This window comes from Paenibacillus sp. FSL R5-0749 (assembly GCF_038595085.1).
GTDB lineage: Bacteria > Bacillota > Bacilli > Paenibacillales > Paenibacillaceae > Paenibacillus.
This window is the reverse complement of sequence record NZ_CP152005.1, coordinates 4,681,981-4,699,875: the sequence shown is the minus strand read 5'-3', so window position 1 is coordinate 4,699,875 and position 17,895 is coordinate 4,681,981. Positions and strand designations below refer to the sequence as shown.

At 47.9% G+C, this 17,895-nt stretch carries 14 protein-coding genes; all 14 read left to right on the top strand.

Translation table 11 applies throughout. The features are described 5' to 3' along the window. The 14 genes from MKY85_RS21015 to murA all read left to right on the top strand — a co-directional run bounded on the left by MKY85_RS21015 (window position 1) and on the right by murA (window position 17,862). Window positions 1-1,266 (top strand): adenosylhomocysteinase, encoded by a 1,266-nt coding sequence (locus tag MKY85_RS21015; RefSeq protein WP_278298908.1) that lies wholly within the window; start codon window positions 1-3, stop codon window positions 1,264-1,266. 274 nt (window positions 1,267-1,540) lie between these two features. Next, on the top strand, window positions 1,541-1,978 hold the full coding sequence (gene mraZ / locus MKY85_RS21010) for a division/cell wall cluster transcriptional repressor MraZ (protein WP_017687291.1): 438 nt from the start codon (window positions 1,541-1,543) through the stop codon (window positions 1,976-1,978). Between the two features lie 18 nt (window positions 1,979-1,996). Next, window positions 1,997-2,947 carry a 16S rRNA (cytosine(1402)-N(4))-methyltransferase RsmH gene (rsmH, locus tag MKY85_RS21005; RefSeq protein ID WP_339235935.1) on the top strand — a complete coding sequence of 317 codons (951 nt, stop codon included), beginning with the start codon at window positions 1,997-1,999 and terminating at the stop codon, window positions 2,945-2,947. A gap of 27 nt (window positions 2,948-2,974) precedes the next feature. Next, the gene (locus tag MKY85_RS21000) at window positions 2,975-3,403 is read left to right on the top strand and encodes a hypothetical protein (RefSeq protein WP_339235933.1); all 429 of its coding nucleotides are present in this window, start codon (window positions 2,975-2,977) and stop codon (window positions 3,401-3,403) included. Window positions 3,404-3,415: 12 nt separating this feature from the next. Further along, complete coding sequence (locus tag MKY85_RS20995) at window positions 3,416-5,749, top strand: penicillin-binding transpeptidase domain-containing protein (RefSeq protein WP_339235931.1); 2,334 nt, start codon at window positions 3,416-3,418, stop codon at window positions 5,747-5,749. 94 nt (window positions 5,750-5,843) lie between these two features. Continuing rightward, window positions 5,844-7,796, top strand: a complete 1,953-nt coding sequence (locus MKY85_RS20990) for a stage V sporulation protein D (protein WP_339235928.1) — start codon at window positions 5,844-5,846, stop codon at window positions 7,794-7,796. A 140-nt stretch (window positions 7,797-7,936) separates the two neighbouring features. Then, window positions 7,937-9,424, top strand: a complete 1,488-nt coding sequence (locus tag MKY85_RS20985) for a UDP-N-acetylmuramoyl-L-alanyl-D-glutamate--2,6-diaminopimelate ligase (protein WP_339235926.1) — start codon at window positions 7,937-7,939, stop codon at window positions 9,422-9,424. Continuing rightward, window positions 9,424-10,836: a UDP-N-acetylmuramoyl-tripeptide--D-alanyl-D-alanine ligase gene (gene murF, locus MKY85_RS20980; RefSeq protein ID WP_339243147.1), complete on the top strand. Its 1,413-nt coding sequence runs from the start codon at window positions 9,424-9,426 to the stop codon at window positions 10,834-10,836. Before MKY85_RS20985 ends, murF begins: the two co-directional genes overlap by 1 nt. Before the next feature lie 12 nt (window positions 10,837-10,848). Further along, window positions 10,849-11,817, top strand: coding sequence for a phospho-N-acetylmuramoyl-pentapeptide-transferase (mraY, locus tag MKY85_RS20975; protein ID WP_047843751.1), 969 nt, complete (start codon window positions 10,849-10,851; stop codon window positions 11,815-11,817). A 3-nt stretch (window positions 11,818-11,820) separates the two neighbouring features. Continuing rightward, entirely contained in the window at window positions 11,821-13,242 is a 1,422-nt protein-coding gene (gene murD / locus MKY85_RS20970; protein ID WP_339235924.1) for a UDP-N-acetylmuramoyl-L-alanine--D-glutamate ligase, read from the top strand. Window positions 13,243-13,290: 48 nt separating this feature from the next. Continuing rightward, the gene (gene spoVE, locus MKY85_RS20965; RefSeq protein ID WP_339235921.1) at window positions 13,291-14,388 is read left to right on the top strand and encodes a stage V sporulation protein E; all 1,098 of its coding nucleotides are present in this window, start codon (window positions 13,291-13,293) and stop codon (window positions 14,386-14,388) included. A gap of 7 nt (window positions 14,389-14,395) precedes the next feature. Further along, window positions 14,396-15,505 (top strand): undecaprenyldiphospho-muramoylpentapeptide beta-N-acetylglucosaminyltransferase, encoded by a 1,110-nt coding sequence (gene murG, locus MKY85_RS20960; RefSeq protein WP_339235919.1) that lies wholly within the window; start codon window positions 14,396-14,398, stop codon window positions 15,503-15,505. Between the two features lie 150 nt (window positions 15,506-15,655). Further along, a complete protein-coding gene (gene murB, locus MKY85_RS20955; RefSeq protein ID WP_253439319.1) occupies window positions 15,656-16,561 on the top strand; it encodes a UDP-N-acetylmuramate dehydrogenase in 906 nt (301 codons plus the stop codon). A 17-nt stretch (window positions 16,562-16,578) separates the two neighbouring features. Then, complete coding sequence (gene murA / locus MKY85_RS20950; protein WP_339235916.1) at window positions 16,579-17,862, top strand: UDP-N-acetylglucosamine 1-carboxyvinyltransferase; 1,284 nt, start codon at window positions 16,579-16,581, stop codon at window positions 17,860-17,862. The last annotated feature ends 33 nt before the right edge of the window (window positions 17,863-17,895 follow it).

Here is a 17,895-nt window from a genome sequence, read left to right as displayed (position 1 = left end):
ATGACTACACCTGCGTTGCAAAACAGTATTGTTAAAGATATGGGACTCGCTTCAGAGGGTCATCTGAAAATAGACTGGGTAGAGGCACATATGCCGGTATTAAACCGCATTCGTCGCCAGTTCGAACAGGATCTGCCTTTCAAAGGTTTGAAGGTTGCGATATGTCTTCATCTGGAGGCAAAAACAGCTTACTTGGCAAAAGTGATCCAAGCGGGTGGGGCGGAAGTAACGATTACGCACAGTAACCCATTGTCTACACAAGATGATGTCTGCGCAGCATTAGTGGAAGACGGTGTTACCGTATATGCGAAATACAATCCGGAACCTGCGGAATTCAAATCTCTGCAACTGCGTGCGCTTGAAGTGAAGCCTGATCTCATTATTGATGATGGCGGAGACTTTGCAACCATTATTGCATCCGAGCGCCCTGACCTCGCAGCAACAATTCGCGGTGGAGCAGAAGAAACGACAACGGGTATTATTCGTTTGAAAGCATTGGCGAAAGAAGGCCAATTGAAGTTTCCAATGGTTGCAGTTAATGACGCATACTGCAAGTATCTGTTCGATAATCGCTACGGTACAGGACAATCTGCATTCGATGGAATTATTCGTACAACCAACTTGGTTGTCGCTGGCAAAAACGTAGTGGTAGCAGGTTATGGCTGGTGTGGTAAAGGTGTAGCGATGCGCGCCAAAGGTCTTGGAGCGAATGTGATCGTAACCGAGATTGATCCAATCAAAGCGGTAGAAGCACATATGGATGGGTTCCGTGTCATGACGATGGTGGAAGCAGCCAAATTGGGTGATTTCTTTATCGCAGTTACAGGCAATAAGGATGTTATCACGGGCGAGCATTACGATGTGATGAAGGACGGAGCAATCCTGAGTAATGCAGGTCACTTTGATGTTGAAGTGAACAAACCTGAACTGGCTAAACGTTCGGAATCGATTCGCACAGTTCGCCGTAACATTGAGGAATATCGTTTCAAAGACGGTCGCAAAATGTACCTTCTTGCAGAAGGTCGTCTCGTGAATCTAGGTGCAGCAGATGGTCACCCTGCCGAAATCATGGATACGACGTTTGCTCTGCAGGCTCTGGGCCTGCGTTATGTGAGTGAGAACTATGCGGAGTTAGGTAAAAACGTTGTTAATGTACCTTATGATATTGACCAACAGGTTGCCAGCTATAAACTGGAAAGTTTGAATATTGGTATCGACTCTTTGTCGGCTGAGCAAGAAAAATACCTGGATAGCTGGAAATTTTAAGTTTTATCCAATAATTACAAGCTGATGAATTGATTCAAAGGGTATAGAATGGTTTATTGATGATATGGCTCATGTGCGTGTAGACATACGATTGCCCGTTTTACGGGAAACGTCTTTGATCCTGAGTGACAGGATCAAAGACGTTTTTTTATGCTGAAAAATTAAAAAATCAAGTATTGCAAGAAGGGTTTTGATTTTTTTGTGCGAATCTATTATGCTTAGGTGGTGGAAAGTGGGGCAAAGTGGGAGAAACGGGTGAGGAGTGAGTGGGCCAATGTTTATGGGGGAGTTCCAACATAGCATTGATGATAAGGGTCGGGTTATCATTCCGGCCAAATTCCGCGAATCTCTGGGACCGTCTTTCGTTGTCACACGGGGTTTGGACCAGTGTCTTTTCGTGTACCCCATGGAGGAGTGGGGGGTCATGGAACAGAAGCTCAAAGCACTGCCATTGATGAAATCTGACGCACGTGCGTTTACCCGGTTTTTTTTCTCGGGTGCAACCGAATGTGAACTGGACAAACAGGGCAGGGTAAATCTGCCGGGCAATCTAAGAGAGTATGCCAAGCTGGACAAGGATTGTGTTGTCCTTGGCGTGTCGAACCGGGTGGAGATTTGGAGCAAAGGCATATGGGAGAGTTATTTCAATCAATCCGAAGAAGCATTCAACGACATTGCCGAAAAGCTGGTCGATTTTAATTTTGATTTATAAAGTCAGGAGGGGTGCAGGTTGTTTCACCACATAACCGTACTCAAAGAAGAGGCAACAGAGGGATTAAACATCAAGCAGGACGGTATATACGTGGACTGCACTTTAGGCGGTGGCGGACACAGCTCCGTGATTGCGTCCAAGCTCGGTCCAGGGGGACGTCTGATCGCACTAGATCAGGATGATTGGGCTTTGGATAATGCGCGCGAGAAGCTCGCTGCCTATGGAGATCGTGTAACATTGGTGAAAACCAATTTTCGAGATCTGGAACAGGTACTTAAGGATCTGGATGTGCCAATGAAGGATGGTGCACCACAGGTCGACGGTATTTTGTACGACTTGGGTGTGTCATCTCCGCAATTTGATGAAGGAGAACGTGGATTCAGCTACAATCACGATGCTCCGCTCGATATGCGAATGGACCAGGATGCAATGCTGACGGCCAAAGAGATTGTGAATGAGTGGCCTGAAGAAGAGATTGCTCGAATTTTGTATCGCTATGGTGAAGAGAAGTTTTCGAGAAGAATTGCCCGTGTTATCGTCACAAAACGAGCGCAGTCCACCATTGAGACGACAGGTGAACTCGTGGAACTGATCAAGGAAGGCATCCCGGCGGCAGCTCGCCGTACGGGTGGACATCCTGCCAAACGCAGCTTCCAGGCATTGCGTATTGCCGTTAACGATGAGTTGGGTGCGTTTGAAGAAGGCTTGCATCAGGCTGTTCGTTGTCTGGCACCAGGAGGACGTGTATCTGTTATTACCTTCCACTCCCTTGAGGATCGGATATGTAAACAAATTTTCAGCAGTTATCTGGAAAAATGTACATGTCCACCCGATTTTCCGTTGTGTGTATGCGGCGGCAAGGGTACCCTGCGTTTAGTTAACAGAAAACCGCTAATTCCAACGGAAACGGAATTGGCCGAAAATTCACGTGCACGTTCAGCCAAGCTGCGCGTTGCCGAGAAATTGTAGATCAAGAGTGGAGGAGAGAATCGGAGTATGGCATATACACGTGGTAATCTCGCTGTAAAAGAAAAAGCGTCCCAGGAACGTGTGACCCAGCAACGATACAAAGAAACCACCAAAGTGGTGACCCGTCGTACGGGTCTTCCGGCACGCGAGAAGATTTTGTATCTGATTACCCTGGTTGCAGTTATCCTTGTTGGTGGAGCTTTAATGTCTCGTTATGCTCATATCTATGATCTGAACAAACAGGCCCAGGCTACTATTACGGATATCAAGGGGTATGAGAAGACAATTGCAGACCTGCAGGTGGAAAAAGAAACCTTAAATAATCAGGTCATCGAAAATGCAAAACAACTTGGTTACGTTGAAGCTTCCGGTAAGGATGTCATTTTTGTACCACGCTCAACAAGTACGAAATCAACAGGTACTGAATCGTCTTCGAATACAGCAAGCAGTAAGTAAAGAGGTGTTCCGATGATAAAAAGAATAAAGATGCGCACGTTGCTTATAGGGGGATGTATTACCCTCTTTTTTCTTGTACTCGTAACCCGAATCTTCTTCATTCAAGTAGTAAATGGTGGTGTATGGCAGGAAAGGGCGGCCGGTTTGGTAGAGCGGGAACAGACGATTAAGGCCGCACGTGGGACGATTACGGACCGCAATGGTAATGTTCTGGCTACTGATGCGCCTGCATACACGGTTTCCGTGAATCCTCTGTTAATTAATGAACTTGGGATTCAGGATGTAGTGACGGAAAAGCTCTCAGCCCTTCTTGGTAAAAATGAGAGTGAGATGCGTGCTCTGGTCACAGCCAAAAAGGAAGATGGCAAGTTCTATCAGCAGCGTGAAGTACGCAGTGAAGGGTATAAGATAAGTCCTGAGCTTGCGGAAAAAGTCAACGAACTGCGTGAGGAATTACAAGAAGAATACAAGGCTCGTAATGCCATTGTCATGGCTCAAGAGTCGAAGCGGTTTTACCCTGAAGAAACACTTGCTTCTCACCTCTTGGGATATATGAGCCGTGACGGGAAAGCTGTCAATGGACTTGAAGTCTCATATGATGAAGCACTGACTGGTACAGACGGATATTTGAATTATCAGAAGGATGCCAAGGGCATCAAACTTCCGGATTCACAGGATAACTATCTGCCGCCTCAGAACGGGAAAAACCTTACGCTAACCATCGATGACACGATCCAGTTTTACATTGAGGATGCAATGAAAGAAGCCGTTGCCAAATATAATCCACTGAGTATGACGGTCATTGCAGCAGATCCGAGCACGATGGAGATTCTAGGCATGGCGAATTGGCCAACCTTTAACCCTAATTCGTATGGGAGTACACCTGATCAAAAGAATTTTATCAATCATGCCACTCAATCCATCTATGAGCCAGGTAGTACATTCAAAATAGTTACGCTGGCAGGAGCTGTGGAAGAAAAACTCTTTGATCCCAATGCTAGTTTCGAATCCAAACGCATATATATCGGTGGTTTCCCAATTAGTGATAATGGACATGCCTATGGTTGGATATCTTATCTTGAAGGTGTCAAACGGTCGAGTAACATTGCCTTTGTTAACTTGGGTTATAACATGCTTGGTGGTGAACGTCTGCGTCATTACATAGACGAATTCGGTTTTGGTAAAAAGACAGGTATTGATCTGCCGAATGAGTCAGCGTCACCGATCAAGCCACTTATATACAAATCCGAGATTGCCACGGCAGCCTACGGTCATGGTCTTGTACAGGTAACACCAATTCAACAGGTCGCAGCTATCTCTGCGATTGCCAACGGCGGCAAATTGCTGGAGCCACATCTGGTGAAGGAGATCAAGAACCCGAATGATGGGACCACGGAAGTGATCAAACCTAAAGTGGTTCGTCAGGTGATTTCCAAGGAATCTTCCAAGCTGGTGAGCGGTTATCTGGAACAAGTGGTTGCAGATCAAACGATTGGTACCGGTCGTAATGCCTATATTGAAGGTTACCGTGTAGCTGGTAAGACGGGTACGGCAAGAAAGGTAGTTAACGGAGAATACAGCAAGTCCAAAGACGTTGTATCGTTTATTGGATTTGCACCAGTGAATAATCCGAAGATTGCCATACTTGTTGTCATTGACCAACCGGATGGAACCAACATCGGTGGAGGAACCGCGGCTGCTCCGGTATTCAAAAAGATTGTCAGCCAGACTCTTCAATACATGGGAATACCGAAGGACACTGCCAAAACTCCTGACAAAAAGTCAAAAGAAGTCTCTGTCGTGCAAGCGAAGGCGCCTGACCTGAGTGGCAAGACAGCCAAACAGGCCAGAAGCCAACTTCTAAGCGCAGGTATTGCTTATGTTACTCTTGGTCAAGGAGATAATGTAATTCGGCAGTATCCGGTTGCTGGCGCCTCTATGAATCCAGGCCAACGAATCTATCTGCTAACGGAAGAAAGCAGCAAGATGAAGATTCCAGATCTAACAGGTGAATCTCTTCGTGATGCCCTTGAAGTACTTTCACTCATGAAAGTGGGGGTAACGGTCGAAGGTGAGGGCTATGTCGTGAAGCAAACCGAGCAGGTCGCAGGTGAGCAGAGAACCGTGAAGTTGAACTTGCAAACTGCCAAAGCGGCAGTGACAGGTATAGCCGATGAGGCTCCAATCTCTTCTGATCCGTCGTCAGATTCTGAAGTGAAGGAACAAGAGGCCTCGGGCGACGAAGGTAAAACCGATGGAACAGACGAAACAGACAACAACAAGGCTCCCGCCAATGAATCCGAATCCTCTGATGATCCAGCAACAGACGGGGCTTCGCTACCATAGGGAGCTCTGACAGCTTGTTCTAACCCCCGGTTGTCCTGAATATTCATGAAGGGAACGAATGTCATGATTTTGGGACGAGTGGGGGGATCTTTTCGTGAAGGGATCAAGTGTAAATCTGCGGCGCAGGTTGCTATGGAGTTTAATGATTTTAGTTTTGTTATTTTCGGCCTTGATGATCAGGCTTGCTTATGTACAACTCGGGAAAGGCCCGGAGTTGTCAGCAAAAGCAGAAGAATCCTGGCGGCGTAATATTCCTTACTCAGCCAAGCGAGGGGAGATCCTGGATCGAAATGGAACCTCTCTGGCCTATAATGTGACGACACCGACCATTATGGCTATTCCGGCTCAGGTCAAAGAAGCTGAAACGACAGCTAAAGCACTGGCCCCATTGCTTGGGATGACGGAAGAAAAAGTGCTGGCAACCATCAAGAAACGAGAACTGATTGTACGACTACAACCCGGCGGCCGCAAAATTACGATGGATAAAGCTCAGCGCATCCGTGATTTGAAGCTTCCGGGTATCGTTGTTGCTGAGGACAATAAACGTTTTTATCCCTATGATGATTTGGCTGCCCATATTCTTGGTTTTACGGGTATTGATAATCAGGGTTTAACGGGTGTCGAGAAGAAATATGATGATAAGCTGAATGGTCTGAATGGCAGTGTGTCCTACTTGTCCGATGCGGCCGGAAGGCTAATGCCGGGCTCATCCGAGAAGTATGTGGAACCGAAGGACGGCCTTAACCTCAAGCTGACCATTGATAAATCCATTCAGTCCATCATGGAGAGAGAACTGGATCAGGCCATGGTGAAGTTTCAGGCGAACTCAGCATTGGCCATAGCGATGAATCCCAAAACAGGTGAAATTTTGGGCATGTCCAGCAGGCCTGGATACGAACCTGCCGATTATCAGCAATATCCCGCAGAGATCTACAATCGGAATTTACCAATCTGGATGACCTACGAGCCAGGCTCCACCTTTAAGATCATTACGTTGGCAGCAGCGCTTGAAGAGAAAAAAGTCAATCTGCAACAGGATCAATTTTTTGATCCCGGATATGTTGAGGTGGGTGGAGCCCGCCTGCGTTGCTGGAAAAAGGGAGGCCACGGAAGTCAGACCTTCTTGCAAGTGGTGGAGAACTCATGTAACCCTGGATTTGTGGCCCTCGGGCAAAGGCTGGGGAAAGAGTCACTCTTCTCCTATATTAAAGACTTTGGCTTCGGCACCAAGACAGGGATCGACCTCAGCGGAGAAGCCAGTGGAATTTTGTTCAAACTGTCCAGAGTTGGCCCTGTTGAGCTTGCAACGACCGCTTTTGGTCAAGGTGTATCGGTAACACCCATTCAGCAAGTAGCAGCTGTGTCAGCCGCAATCAATGGGGGTAAACTTTACAAGCCATATGTTACGAAAGCATGGGTCCATCCGGTTACGGGAGAAGTCATGGAAGAAGCCAAACCGGAACTGGTTCGTCAGGTGATCTCGGAGAATACGTCCAAGCAAGTACGCGAAGCACTCGAGAGTGTTGTCGCCAAAGGAACAGGACGTCCAGCGTTCATTGATGGATACCGGGTCGGTGGCAAAACAGGTACAGCCCAGAAGGTCATCAACGGACGTTATTCCTCAACCGAGCATATCGTATCCTTTATCGGATTTGCACCAGCAGATGACCCTCAGATTGTGGTCTATACCGCAGTGGATAATCCCAAAGGAATTCAGTTCGGAGGCGTGGTTGCCGCCCCGATTGTACAGAACATCCTTGAAGATGCGTTGCATTATATGAATGTCCCTGTTCGGAAGGATCAGGTCGCGAAAGAATACAAGTATGGTGAGACCCAAATCGTGACAGTTCCAGACCTGACAGGAGCTACTGTCGAAGATCTGTACGAAGACCTGAACATGAATTTTATGCTGGCCAAGTCTGGCAGTGGTAAATACGTAATCAATCAGGCACCCAAGCCCGGGGCAAGGGTAGATCAGGGATCCACCATCCGCATTTATATGGGGAATGTACTGAACGATGCGCACGATCACACGAAGGATGAATAACTTGTGCACTGGAGCAGTTTCGGCTTCAAGCGCAACAAAGTTCATCCAAGTGCGTTTCATTATTTGGCTGTATTGACGATATTAATAAATACAGACATATGCTAAAACAGAAGTATAATTGGAAAAGTGAGGTTATTCATGTGCTTTTAAAACAATTTGCATCGATGCTGACCACCGCCCGCCTCGTGGGCGAACCAAATACAGAATGCCAAAACCTTCAGACAGATTCCCGGCAGGTAAAACCGGGTGATCTGTTTATCTGTCTTCCGGGACATACGGTAGATGGTCATGATTATGCAGAAAAAGCGGTTAATTCCGGTGCAGTCGCATTGGTGGTTGAACGGCAACTGGATCTGCCTGTACCACAATTGCTTGTGAAGGATAGCCGGTTTGCAATGGCTGTTCTGGCAGATTTCTTTTTTGACTCGCCAAGCCAGAAGATGAATATGATTGGTGTTACGGGAACGAACGGAAAAACAACAACCACGTATTTGATTGAAAAAATCATGAGTGATTATGGACGCAAGACAGGATTGATCGGTACCATTCAAATGCGGTATGACGGTCGGACCTACCCGATGTCAGGAACGACACCAGAAGCGCTTGATCTGCAGCGCAGTCTGCATGATATGGTTCAGAAGGGTACGGACTGCTGTGTCATGGAAGTTTCTTCTCACGCATTGGAACAAGGACGAGTAAAGGGAACCAACTTCCGTACTGCGGTATTCACTAACCTGACGCAGGATCATCTGGACTACCACCATTCCATGGAGGAATACCGTGGGGCGAAAGGATTGTTCTTTGCACGGCTGGGTAACGGCTATACGCAAGATGCTTCGCAGCGTAAGTTCGCGGTCATCAATGCAGATGATGCAGCTGCGAATTATTTCATCTCTGTGACGGCTGCTGAAGTGATTACATATGGCATGGGTGAAGAGGCCGATGTACGTGCATCCCAAATCTCAATCACTTCTCAAGGAACTTCTTTCCACGTGGATACATTTTCGGGCAGCACGGATATTCGCTTGCGCATGGTAGGGAAATTCAATGTGTACAATGCCATGGCAGCAATCTCTGCAGCACTGGTGGAAGGTATTCCACTGGAAGAGATCAAGCGCAGTCTGGAGACGGTTCCAGGCGTGGATGGACGTGTTGAAGGAGTGGACGAAGGACAGCCATTTGCTGTTATTGTCGATTATGCCCATACACCGGATGGACTGGAGAATGTGTTACGGACGGTGAAGGAGTTTGCCGAAGGACGTGTAATCTGCGTGTTTGGCTGTGGTGGTGACAGGGACCGTACCAAACGCCCTCTCATGGGGAAAATTGCTGCGAAGTATAGTGATTATGTGTTGGTTACTTCCGATAATCCACGGACAGAAGATCCGGATCTGATTCTCAAAGACATTGAACAGGGCCTGATTGAAGAATCTGTTCCTGCTGAACGTTATACGATGATTGTGGATCGGCGCCAGGCGATTCATGAAGCTATTGAAATGGCAAGCCCAGCCGATGTAGTATTGATTGCGGGCAAGGGTCATGAGACCTATCAGATTATCGGCACAACCAAAACCGATTTTGATGACCGAATCATAGCCAAAGAAGCGATAAGGGGCAAATCCAATTGATAAAAAGAACATTGGCACAATTGGCCGAGATGTGTGGAGGAACATTAAGTGACGCTGCTGCTCATGGCCATGTAACGGTTGAAGGGGTGTTTACCGATTCGCGTAAACCCTTGGAAGGCAGTTTGTTTATCCCGCTAGTGGGTGAAAGGTTTGACGGACATGAGTTTGTGCAAGATTGTTTAGAGAAGGGTGCCGCAGGGGCGATCTGGCAAAAGGATCATGGTATTCCACCACAAGGAGCTGTCATTGTGGTGGATGACACACTTGTCGCACTGCAAGCACTCGCATCGGCTTATCTAACGGAGAATAAAGCAGCTGTTGTTGGCATTACAGGCAGCAACGGCAAGACAACAACGAAGGACATCGTGGATGCGATTCTCTCAACTACATTCAAAGTGCATAAGACACAAGGCAACTTCAATAATCACATTGGTCTACCACTGACCGTATTAAGTATGGCCCCGGATACGGAGATTATCATTTTGGAAATGGGTATGAGTGGTCGCGGGGAAATTAACGATCTGTCGGTTATTGCTCAGCCTGATGTAGCGATCATTACCAATATTGGTGAATCTCATCTGCTTCAGCTGGGGTCCAGACTGGAGATTGCCAGAGCCAAAGCTGAGATTGCCGCGGGACTGAAGCCTGGCGGATTACTGATCTACAACGGAGACGAGCCTTTAATTGCACAAGTTCTTGAAGAGCCCGCAACGAAACAACCCGATGGTTTGCAGCGGTTTACATTTGGTCTGCAAACCGATAATGATGATTATCCTACCGGACTTATGAATGCGCAGAGCGGAGTCGTTTTCACCACCAAACAGTCTGGAGAACATGCATTTACGCTCCCTCTTCTGGGAACGCATAATGTCGTTAACTGTCTGGCTGCTTTGGCTGTAGCCCGTCATTTTGGAGTGACAACGGAGCAGATTTCCGCTGGGTTGTCTCGCTTGAAATTGACAGGCATGCGTATTGAGGTTACTCAAGGTGTTAGTGGTCTAACTCTGCTGAATGATGCATACAATGCAAGTCCTACCTCCATGAAGGCCGCAATCGATGTACTAGAAGGTCTGAAAGGATACCGCATGAAAGTGGCTGTGCTTGGTGATATGCTTGAACTTGGTCCTCAGGAGCAGGACCTTCATTTTGGAATTGGAGCGTATATTACATCTGCCAAAATGGACATGGTGCTCGTATACGGCCCGCTATCAGCGCATATTGCCGAAGGAGCAAGAAAGCATATGCCGGCAGAGGCTGTGCATGCTTTTATAGATAAAGAAGAAATGACCCGTTATCTACTGGAGAAACTTCATCCCAGAGACGTTGTCTTGTTCAAAGCCTCAAGGGGCATGAAGCTGGAGGACGTGGTCGAAGCACTACAAATGGCAACATTACAGAATCGAGTAGACTAGAGGGGTGAACCCATGGATTTTCAGGTATTACTGTTAACAATCGGCGTTTCATTTATTCTGGCGGTGATTGCCGCACCGCTCCTGATTCCGCTGTTACGACGCATGAAATTCGGACAGCAAGTTAGGGAAGATGGGCCTCAGAGCCATTTGAAAAAAAGCGGAACACCTACAATGGGTGGAGTCGTCATTTTAGTTGCGTTCACATTGGCCTTTTTGAAATTTTCGGCTGTCAAGAATACAGACTTTTATGTCTTGCTTGTGGCTACGCTGGGATTCGGGTTGATTGGCTTCCTGGATGATTACATCAAAATTGTGTTCAAACGTTCCCTGGGACTGACGGCCAGACAAAAAATGCTGGGCCAGTTGTTCTTCAGTGCAGTGATGTGTTTCTTGCTGATTCAGAATGGACACAGTACAGCCATTTCTATTCCGGGTACGTCGTTCTCGTTTGACTGGACTGGATGGTTCTATTATCCGTTTGTCGTATTCATGATGCTTGCCATTACCAATGCGGTTAACTTTACCGATGGTCTGGATGGGTTGCTGTCAGGGGTAAGTGCGATTGCCTTTGGCGCATTTGCCATTGTGGCGATGCAAGCCACGTCGATGCCGGCGGCAGTGTGTGCAGCAGCGATGATCGGAGCCGTGCTCGGTTTCCTGGTATACAATGCACATCCAGCCAAAGTGTTTATGGGCGATACAGGTTCTCTGGGCATTGGCGGTGCCATAGGTGCGGTAGCGATAGTAACTAAAACAGAGCTTTTATTTGTCATCATTGGCGGTATTTTTGTCATCGAGATCCTGTCTGTTATTATTCAAGTGGTATCATTCAAGACTCGTGGCAAACGTGTATTCAAAATGAGCCCCATTCATCATCACTTTGAATTAAGTGGTTGGTCGGAATGGCGGGTTGTTATTACCTTCTGGGCGGTAGGCGCAATTTTGGCCGCTCTTGGACTTTATCTCAACAAGGGGTTGTAGATCATGAACCATCCTGAATCATATCGCGGACAACAAGTAGTCGTGCTCGGATTGGCCAAAAGCGGCGTACAGGTCGCCAAAGTGCTAGATCGCGCCGGAGCGAAAGTTACAGTTAATGACAAAAAAGAGAGAGATCAATGTCCCGAAGCTTCCGAATTGGAGGCTTTGGGAATTTCTGTTGTATGCGGAGGACATCCGGACGATCTGATTCACAGTGATGTGAAGCTGGTCGTCAAAAATCCGGGTATCCCATACCGTGCAGCTCCTGTGCAGCAAGCTTTGGCATTGGGCATTGAAGTGGTGACCGAAGTCGAGGTTGCTTATCATCTATGTGCTGCACCCATGATCGGGATTACGGGCTCCAACGGCAAGACCACAACAACCACTTGGGTGGGCAAAATGCTGGAACATGCCGGTCTCAAGCCAATTGTTGCCGGTAATATTGGGACACCTCTCTCTGAAGCGGCAGAGCAAGCTTCTCCAGATGACTGGATGGTTGTCGAACTGAGCAGTTTCCAGCTCAAAGGAACGGTTGATTTCCGTCCTCGTATTGCGTGCTTGCTTAACGTTACAGAGACGCATCTGGACTATCATGGGGATCTGGATGATTATGTGGCCTCCAAAGCCAAACTGTTCGCCAATCAGCAGCCTGACGACGTAGCCATTCTGAATTGGGATGATGCGGTATGTCGTGGTCTGGTTCCTTACATCAAAAGCAGATTGCTTCCCTTCTCTATGATTGAGAAATTGGATACAGGTGTGTATGCAGATCCTCCTTATGTGGATGGAGAAGAGGATGATGTGAAGCGCCAGATTATCTACGCGGATGAAAACGGAGATCAGCACATGATCATTGATATTGAGAACATTGGCATCGCTGGACGATTTAATGTGGAAAATGCAATGGCTGCTGTGGCTATTGCCGTAGCTGCAGGAGCTGATCCAGCGATACTGGCTGCGCCGCTTGCAGACTTCAAGGCGGTTGAGCACCGACTTGAATATGTACTAGATCATAATGGCGCTGCGTATTACAACAATTCCAAAGCGACCAATTCGAAGGCTACGGTCATGGCTCTGAACTCGTTTAAGGAGCCGGTTGTATTAATTGCTGGAGGGTTGGATCGCGGGTCAGACATGATGGAGTTGTTACCCTTGTTCCAGGAACGGGTAAAAGCTGTCGTTGCGCTTGGAGAAACACGGATGAAAATTGCCAAAGTCGCGGAACTTGCCGGATTAAAGCAAATTAAGGTCGTCGATAATGAAGAGGACGCTGCCCGGACGTTAACTGTTGCTGTGCAGGAAGCTTCGAAGCTTGCCAGTGAGGGTGATGTCGTTTTGTTATCTCCGGCATGTGCAAGTTGGGACATGTTTGCTTCCTATGAAGAGCGGGGACGCATTTTTAAAGAGGCGGCGCATAACTTGTAAGTAGGGGGGTGGAAAAGCCCCTACTTCCATGCAAGGGGTGGCCTCCTGATGAAACAGACGCGACCGGCACCAGATATTTGGTTGCTGATTAGTATTTTGGCATTGCTTGCCATCGGCATCGTAATGGTATACAGTGCGGGCTCGGTGCTTGCCTTTCATGACTATGGCGATTCTTTCTATTTTGTTAAAAGACAGGCCCTATTTGCGGTGCTTGGGCTTATGGCCATGTTCGTCACCGCTAACGTAGACTACCGGGTGTGGAGGAAATATGCCAAGCCGATATTGATTGCCTGTTTTATTATGCTCATTGCGGTGCTCATTCCTGGGATCGGTGTGGTTCGCGGCGGTGCACGAAGTTGGTTAGGCATAGGCTCGTTCGGTATCCAGCCTTCAGAATTCATGAAGCTGGGCATGATTCTGTTTCTCGCTCACTGGCTGAGCAAGGAACCGGGCAAAATCAAGACCTTCACAACGGGGCTTCTGCCACCGCTGGGATTGATCGGTTTGGCTTTTGGAATTATTATGCTGCAACCTGATTTGGGGACTGGCACCGTGATGATGGGCGCATCGATGCTTATTATTTTTACAGCCGGAGCGCGAATGAAACATCTGAGCTTGCTTGCTCTTGGCGGCGTAGCGGGGTTTGCAGCTTTGATTGCAGCAGCACCCTATCGGTTGCAGCGTATCACAGCGTTTTTGGACCCGTGGTCCGATCCGTTGGGTGCCGGATATCAGATCATTCAATCCTTATACGCGATTGGTCCTGGTGGACTGGCGGGATTGGGACTGGGTATGAGCCGGCAGAAGTACAGTTATGTACCTGAACCGCAAACGGACTTTATTTTTAGTATTTTGGCCGAAGAACTCGGCTTTATCGGTGGAATGATTGTATTATTGTTGTTTCTGGTGCTGGTGTGGAGAGGAATGCGTGTAGCCATGACCGTTCCGGATGCCTTCGGCAGTCTGCTGGGTGTGGGTATCGTAGGTATGGTAGCCGTACAGGTTATTATTAACATTGGTGTTGTCATTGGCATGATGCCTGTAACGGGCATTACCTTGCCTTTGATCAGCTACGGCGGATCATCATTGACCCTCATGCTCACAGCACTAGGCATTTTAGTGAATTTATCCCGTTATGCGAGGTGACTATGCGATGCGAGTCGTTCTAAGCGGTGGCGGTACGGGTGGACATATCTATCCGGCCGTTGCCATAGCAAGACAATGCGAGGCGGAGAACCCGGACTCGACATTTCTATACATTGGAGGAACCAGAGGGTTGGAAAGCAAGCTGGTTCCCCAGGAAAATATCCCTTTTAAATCCATTGATATTACCGGCTTTCGACGGAAACTGTCCATCGACAACCTGAAAACGGTCATGCGTTTCATTCAAGGTGTACGCAAGTCCAAAAAAATGCTGAAGGAATTCAAACCGGATGTTGTGATAGGTACAGGTGGATATGTGTGTGGACCTGTGGTATATGCAGCAACAAAACTGGGAATTCCGAGTATAATTCATGAACAGAACGCCATCCCGGGTCTGACGAACAAATTTTTGATGCGGTATGTGGACACGGTTGCAGTTAGCTTTGAAGGTTCTGAAAAATCGTTTTCCGGCGCGAAAAAGGTGATCTACACCGGTAATCCACGGGCGACTACGGTAGCCCAGGCTAGCCGTGATCGTGGTTTTGCCACGTTAGGTGTACCGATGAACAGCCGTGTTGTTCTTGTGGTTGGTGGCAGTCGAGGGGCAAAAGCAATCAATCAGGCCATGGTGGACATGGCGCCAATGCTGGAACAACTGGACGATGTACATGTGGTTTATGTGACAGGGGATACCTATTTTGATGAAACGCGTGAAGCCATTCGCAGCTCATTGGGTACAATGCCAAACCATCTGCATGTCTTGCCTTACGTGCATAATATGCCTGAGGTGCTTGCCTGTACATCCTTGATTGTAAACCGCGCAGGTGCATCATTCCTTGCGGAGATTACGTCACTGGGCATTCCTTCCATTCTGATTCCGTCACCTAACGTGACTAACAATCATCAGGAAGCCAATGCACGTACGCTTGAAGGTGGGGGCGCATCACTCACGATGCTGGAGAAGGATCTTACAGGCCAAGTCCTGTATGAAGCCATCGCCAAAATTATGAATGATGAATTGGGACGAAAACGAATGGCTGAGGCCTCCCGGAAATTGGGTAAACCCGATGCTGCTGAAGTGCTTGTTCATGAAATTCAGCGTCTTGCTGCACGCCGGTAAAGTGCGTTTGTGGGCGATTGTCACACACAAGACGGGGCTGACATAAGATACCGTATAAATCGTGACCATCGTTCCATGGCGCCAGAGCACGTTCTTTAGCAACAACAGAATACCGTGCTCATCGGTTTGGAAGCAAAGGAGGAAGCAAACATGCACCAGTGGATGTCGTTACTATCCCAGAATAATGTTGGCAGAGTTCTTGAAAACGAATCGCTAGCCAAATACACCACATGGAAGATCGGCGGTCCTGCGGATGCACTGGTCATTCCCGAGAATAAAGAGCAGATGATGAATCTCGTTCAATTGCTTCACAAGTTTCAGATTCCGTGGATGCAACTTGGACGGGGCTCAAACATGCTGGTGTCAGACAAAGGAATACGTGGTGTTGTTGTGAAACCAGGCGATGGCTTTGATTATGCCGAATTTCACGAAGGTGGTGTAACTGCCGGAGCAGCACATTCTTTTGTTAAACTCAGTGTGGTTGCTGCCAAAAAGGAATGGACCGGTCTGGAATTCGGCAGCGGTATCCCCGGCACTGTCGGTGGAGCCGTATACATGAATGCAGGTGCTCATGGATCGGATGTGTCACGGATATTCAAATTCGCTGAGATTGTACTGGAGACAGGGGAATTGGTACGTTACAGCAAGGAGGACATGGATTTTGCTTACCGCCACTCTGTTCTGCATGATCGGAGAGGCATCGTGCTGGAAGCTACATTTGAACTCCAGCATGGAGAACGCAAAGTCATTTCGGAAACCATGGCAGCTTACAAAGATCGCCGACGACGCACACAGCCACTGCAGATGGCATGTGCAGGCAGTGTATTCCGAAATCCACCGGGTGACCATGCAGCCCGTCTGATTGAAGCAGCAGGGCTCAAAGGCATGAATCAGGGAGGCGCACAGGTATCCACCATGCATGCCAATTTCATTGTCAATACAGGCCAAGCAACAGCAGAGGACGTTATCACCCTAATGCAGCAGATTCAGAGCACTATATCATCTCAAAACGGTATTAACCTGGTACCGGAAGTCTTCGTAGTGGGTGAACGGTAAACCCCGGAGGTGATACATTGGACAAATTGGTGATTGAAGGCGGGAAACCCCTCTCAGGATCCATACGCATCCATGGAGCAAAAAATGCCGCTTTACCGATTATGGCCGCAAGTTTGTTGGCAGATGGAGAAGTTACACTGCATAACGTTCCACACTTGCTGGACATTGAAGTGATGCTGTATATCCTGGAACGGCTTGGATGCACGTGTCGGCATGAACAGGGAACAGTGACCATTAATACCTCGCAGATTCGGTCATATGATGTGCCAGAAGATCTAATGAAGCAGATGCGCTCTTCCATTTTTTTGATGGGACCATTGCTGGCTAAGTTTGGGCATGTGTCAGTGTATCAGCCAGGAGGCTGTGCCATCGGAGAACGCAAAATTGATCTTCACCTCCGGGGCCTGGAAGCGCTCGGAGCTTTAATTGAAGAGCAGGACCAACAGATTATCTGCCATGGCCGCAATCTGGTGGGTACAGATATTCTTTTGGATTTCCCGAGTGTGGGAGCAACCGAGAATATCATGATGGCAGCCGTTCTGGCTAAAGGGACGACAACCATTTGCAACGCGGCAAGAGAACCTGAAATACAGGATCTGCAAAACTTTCTGAATGCTATGGGTGCAAGTATCATTGGTGCAGGAACGGATACGATTACGATCAATGGCGTTGAGAAACTGAAGCCTTGTTCCTATGAGATTATACCGGATCGAATCGTTGCCGGAACTGTGATGATTGCAGCAGCAGCAACACGTGGCAATGTTACGCTTACACACTGCAATCCTGCTCATCTTACTTCACTTATACATGTATTGAAGCGCACTGGTGTTCAAATCACAGTCTGCAATGATATAATGACGGTGAGCTGTATGAGCCGTCCCAAATCAGTAGACCGTATTGTGACTTCTCCGTATCCTTCATTTCCGACAGATTTGCAATCGCAAATCATGGTGCTGCTCAGTCTGGCAGACGGATTCAGTGTGATGAAGGAAACGGTATTCGAGGGCCGGTTCAAACATGTGGATGAACTGAATGTGATGGGGGCTGATATTTCAGTCGATCTGAACGCAGCATTTATCCGTGGTGTTCCCCGTCTGTACGGGGCTACAGTAGAAGCAACCGATCTTCGTGCAGGTGCAGCTCTGGTCATTGCTGGTCTGGCTGCTCAAGGCAAAACGGTTGTGGAGCAAGTGCATCATATTGACCGGGGCTACGATCAGATCGAGAAGTTATTCCAAAGTCTTGGAGCATCGGTTGAGCGACAGTCACCCGTTTCAAAACAGTTGGATTTTGCCAATTAACGTCCTTGGAGTCCCCTTCTTGAAGGGAGGGGA

Coding starts and splice junctions, on each gene's coding strand:
- MKY85_RS21015 (WP_278298908.1), top strand. CDS start 1: ATGACTACACCTGCGTTGCAAAACAGTATTGTTAAAGATATGGGACTC.
- mraZ (WP_017687291.1), top strand. CDS start 1,541: ATGTTTATGGGGGAGTTCCAACATAGCATTGATGATAAGGGTCGGGTT.
- MKY85_RS21000 (WP_339235933.1), top strand. CDS start 2,975: ATGGCATATACACGTGGTAATCTCGCTGTAAAAGAAAAAGCGTCCCAG.
- MKY85_RS20995 (WP_339235931.1), top strand. CDS start 3,416: ATGATAAAAAGAATAAAGATGCGCACGTTGCTTATAGGGGGATGTATT.
- mraY (WP_047843751.1), top strand. CDS start 10,849: ATGGATTTTCAGGTATTACTGTTAACAATCGGCGTTTCATTTATTCTG.
- murD (WP_339235924.1), top strand. CDS start 11,821: ATGAACCATCCTGAATCATATCGCGGACAACAAGTAGTCGTGCTCGGA.
- spoVE (WP_339235921.1), top strand. CDS start 13,291: ATGAAACAGACGCGACCGGCACCAGATATTTGGTTGCTGATTAGTATT.
- murG (WP_339235919.1), top strand. CDS start 14,396: ATGCGAGTCGTTCTAAGCGGTGGCGGTACGGGTGGACATATCTATCCG.
- murB (WP_253439319.1), top strand. CDS start 15,656: ATGCACCAGTGGATGTCGTTACTATCCCAGAATAATGTTGGCAGAGTT.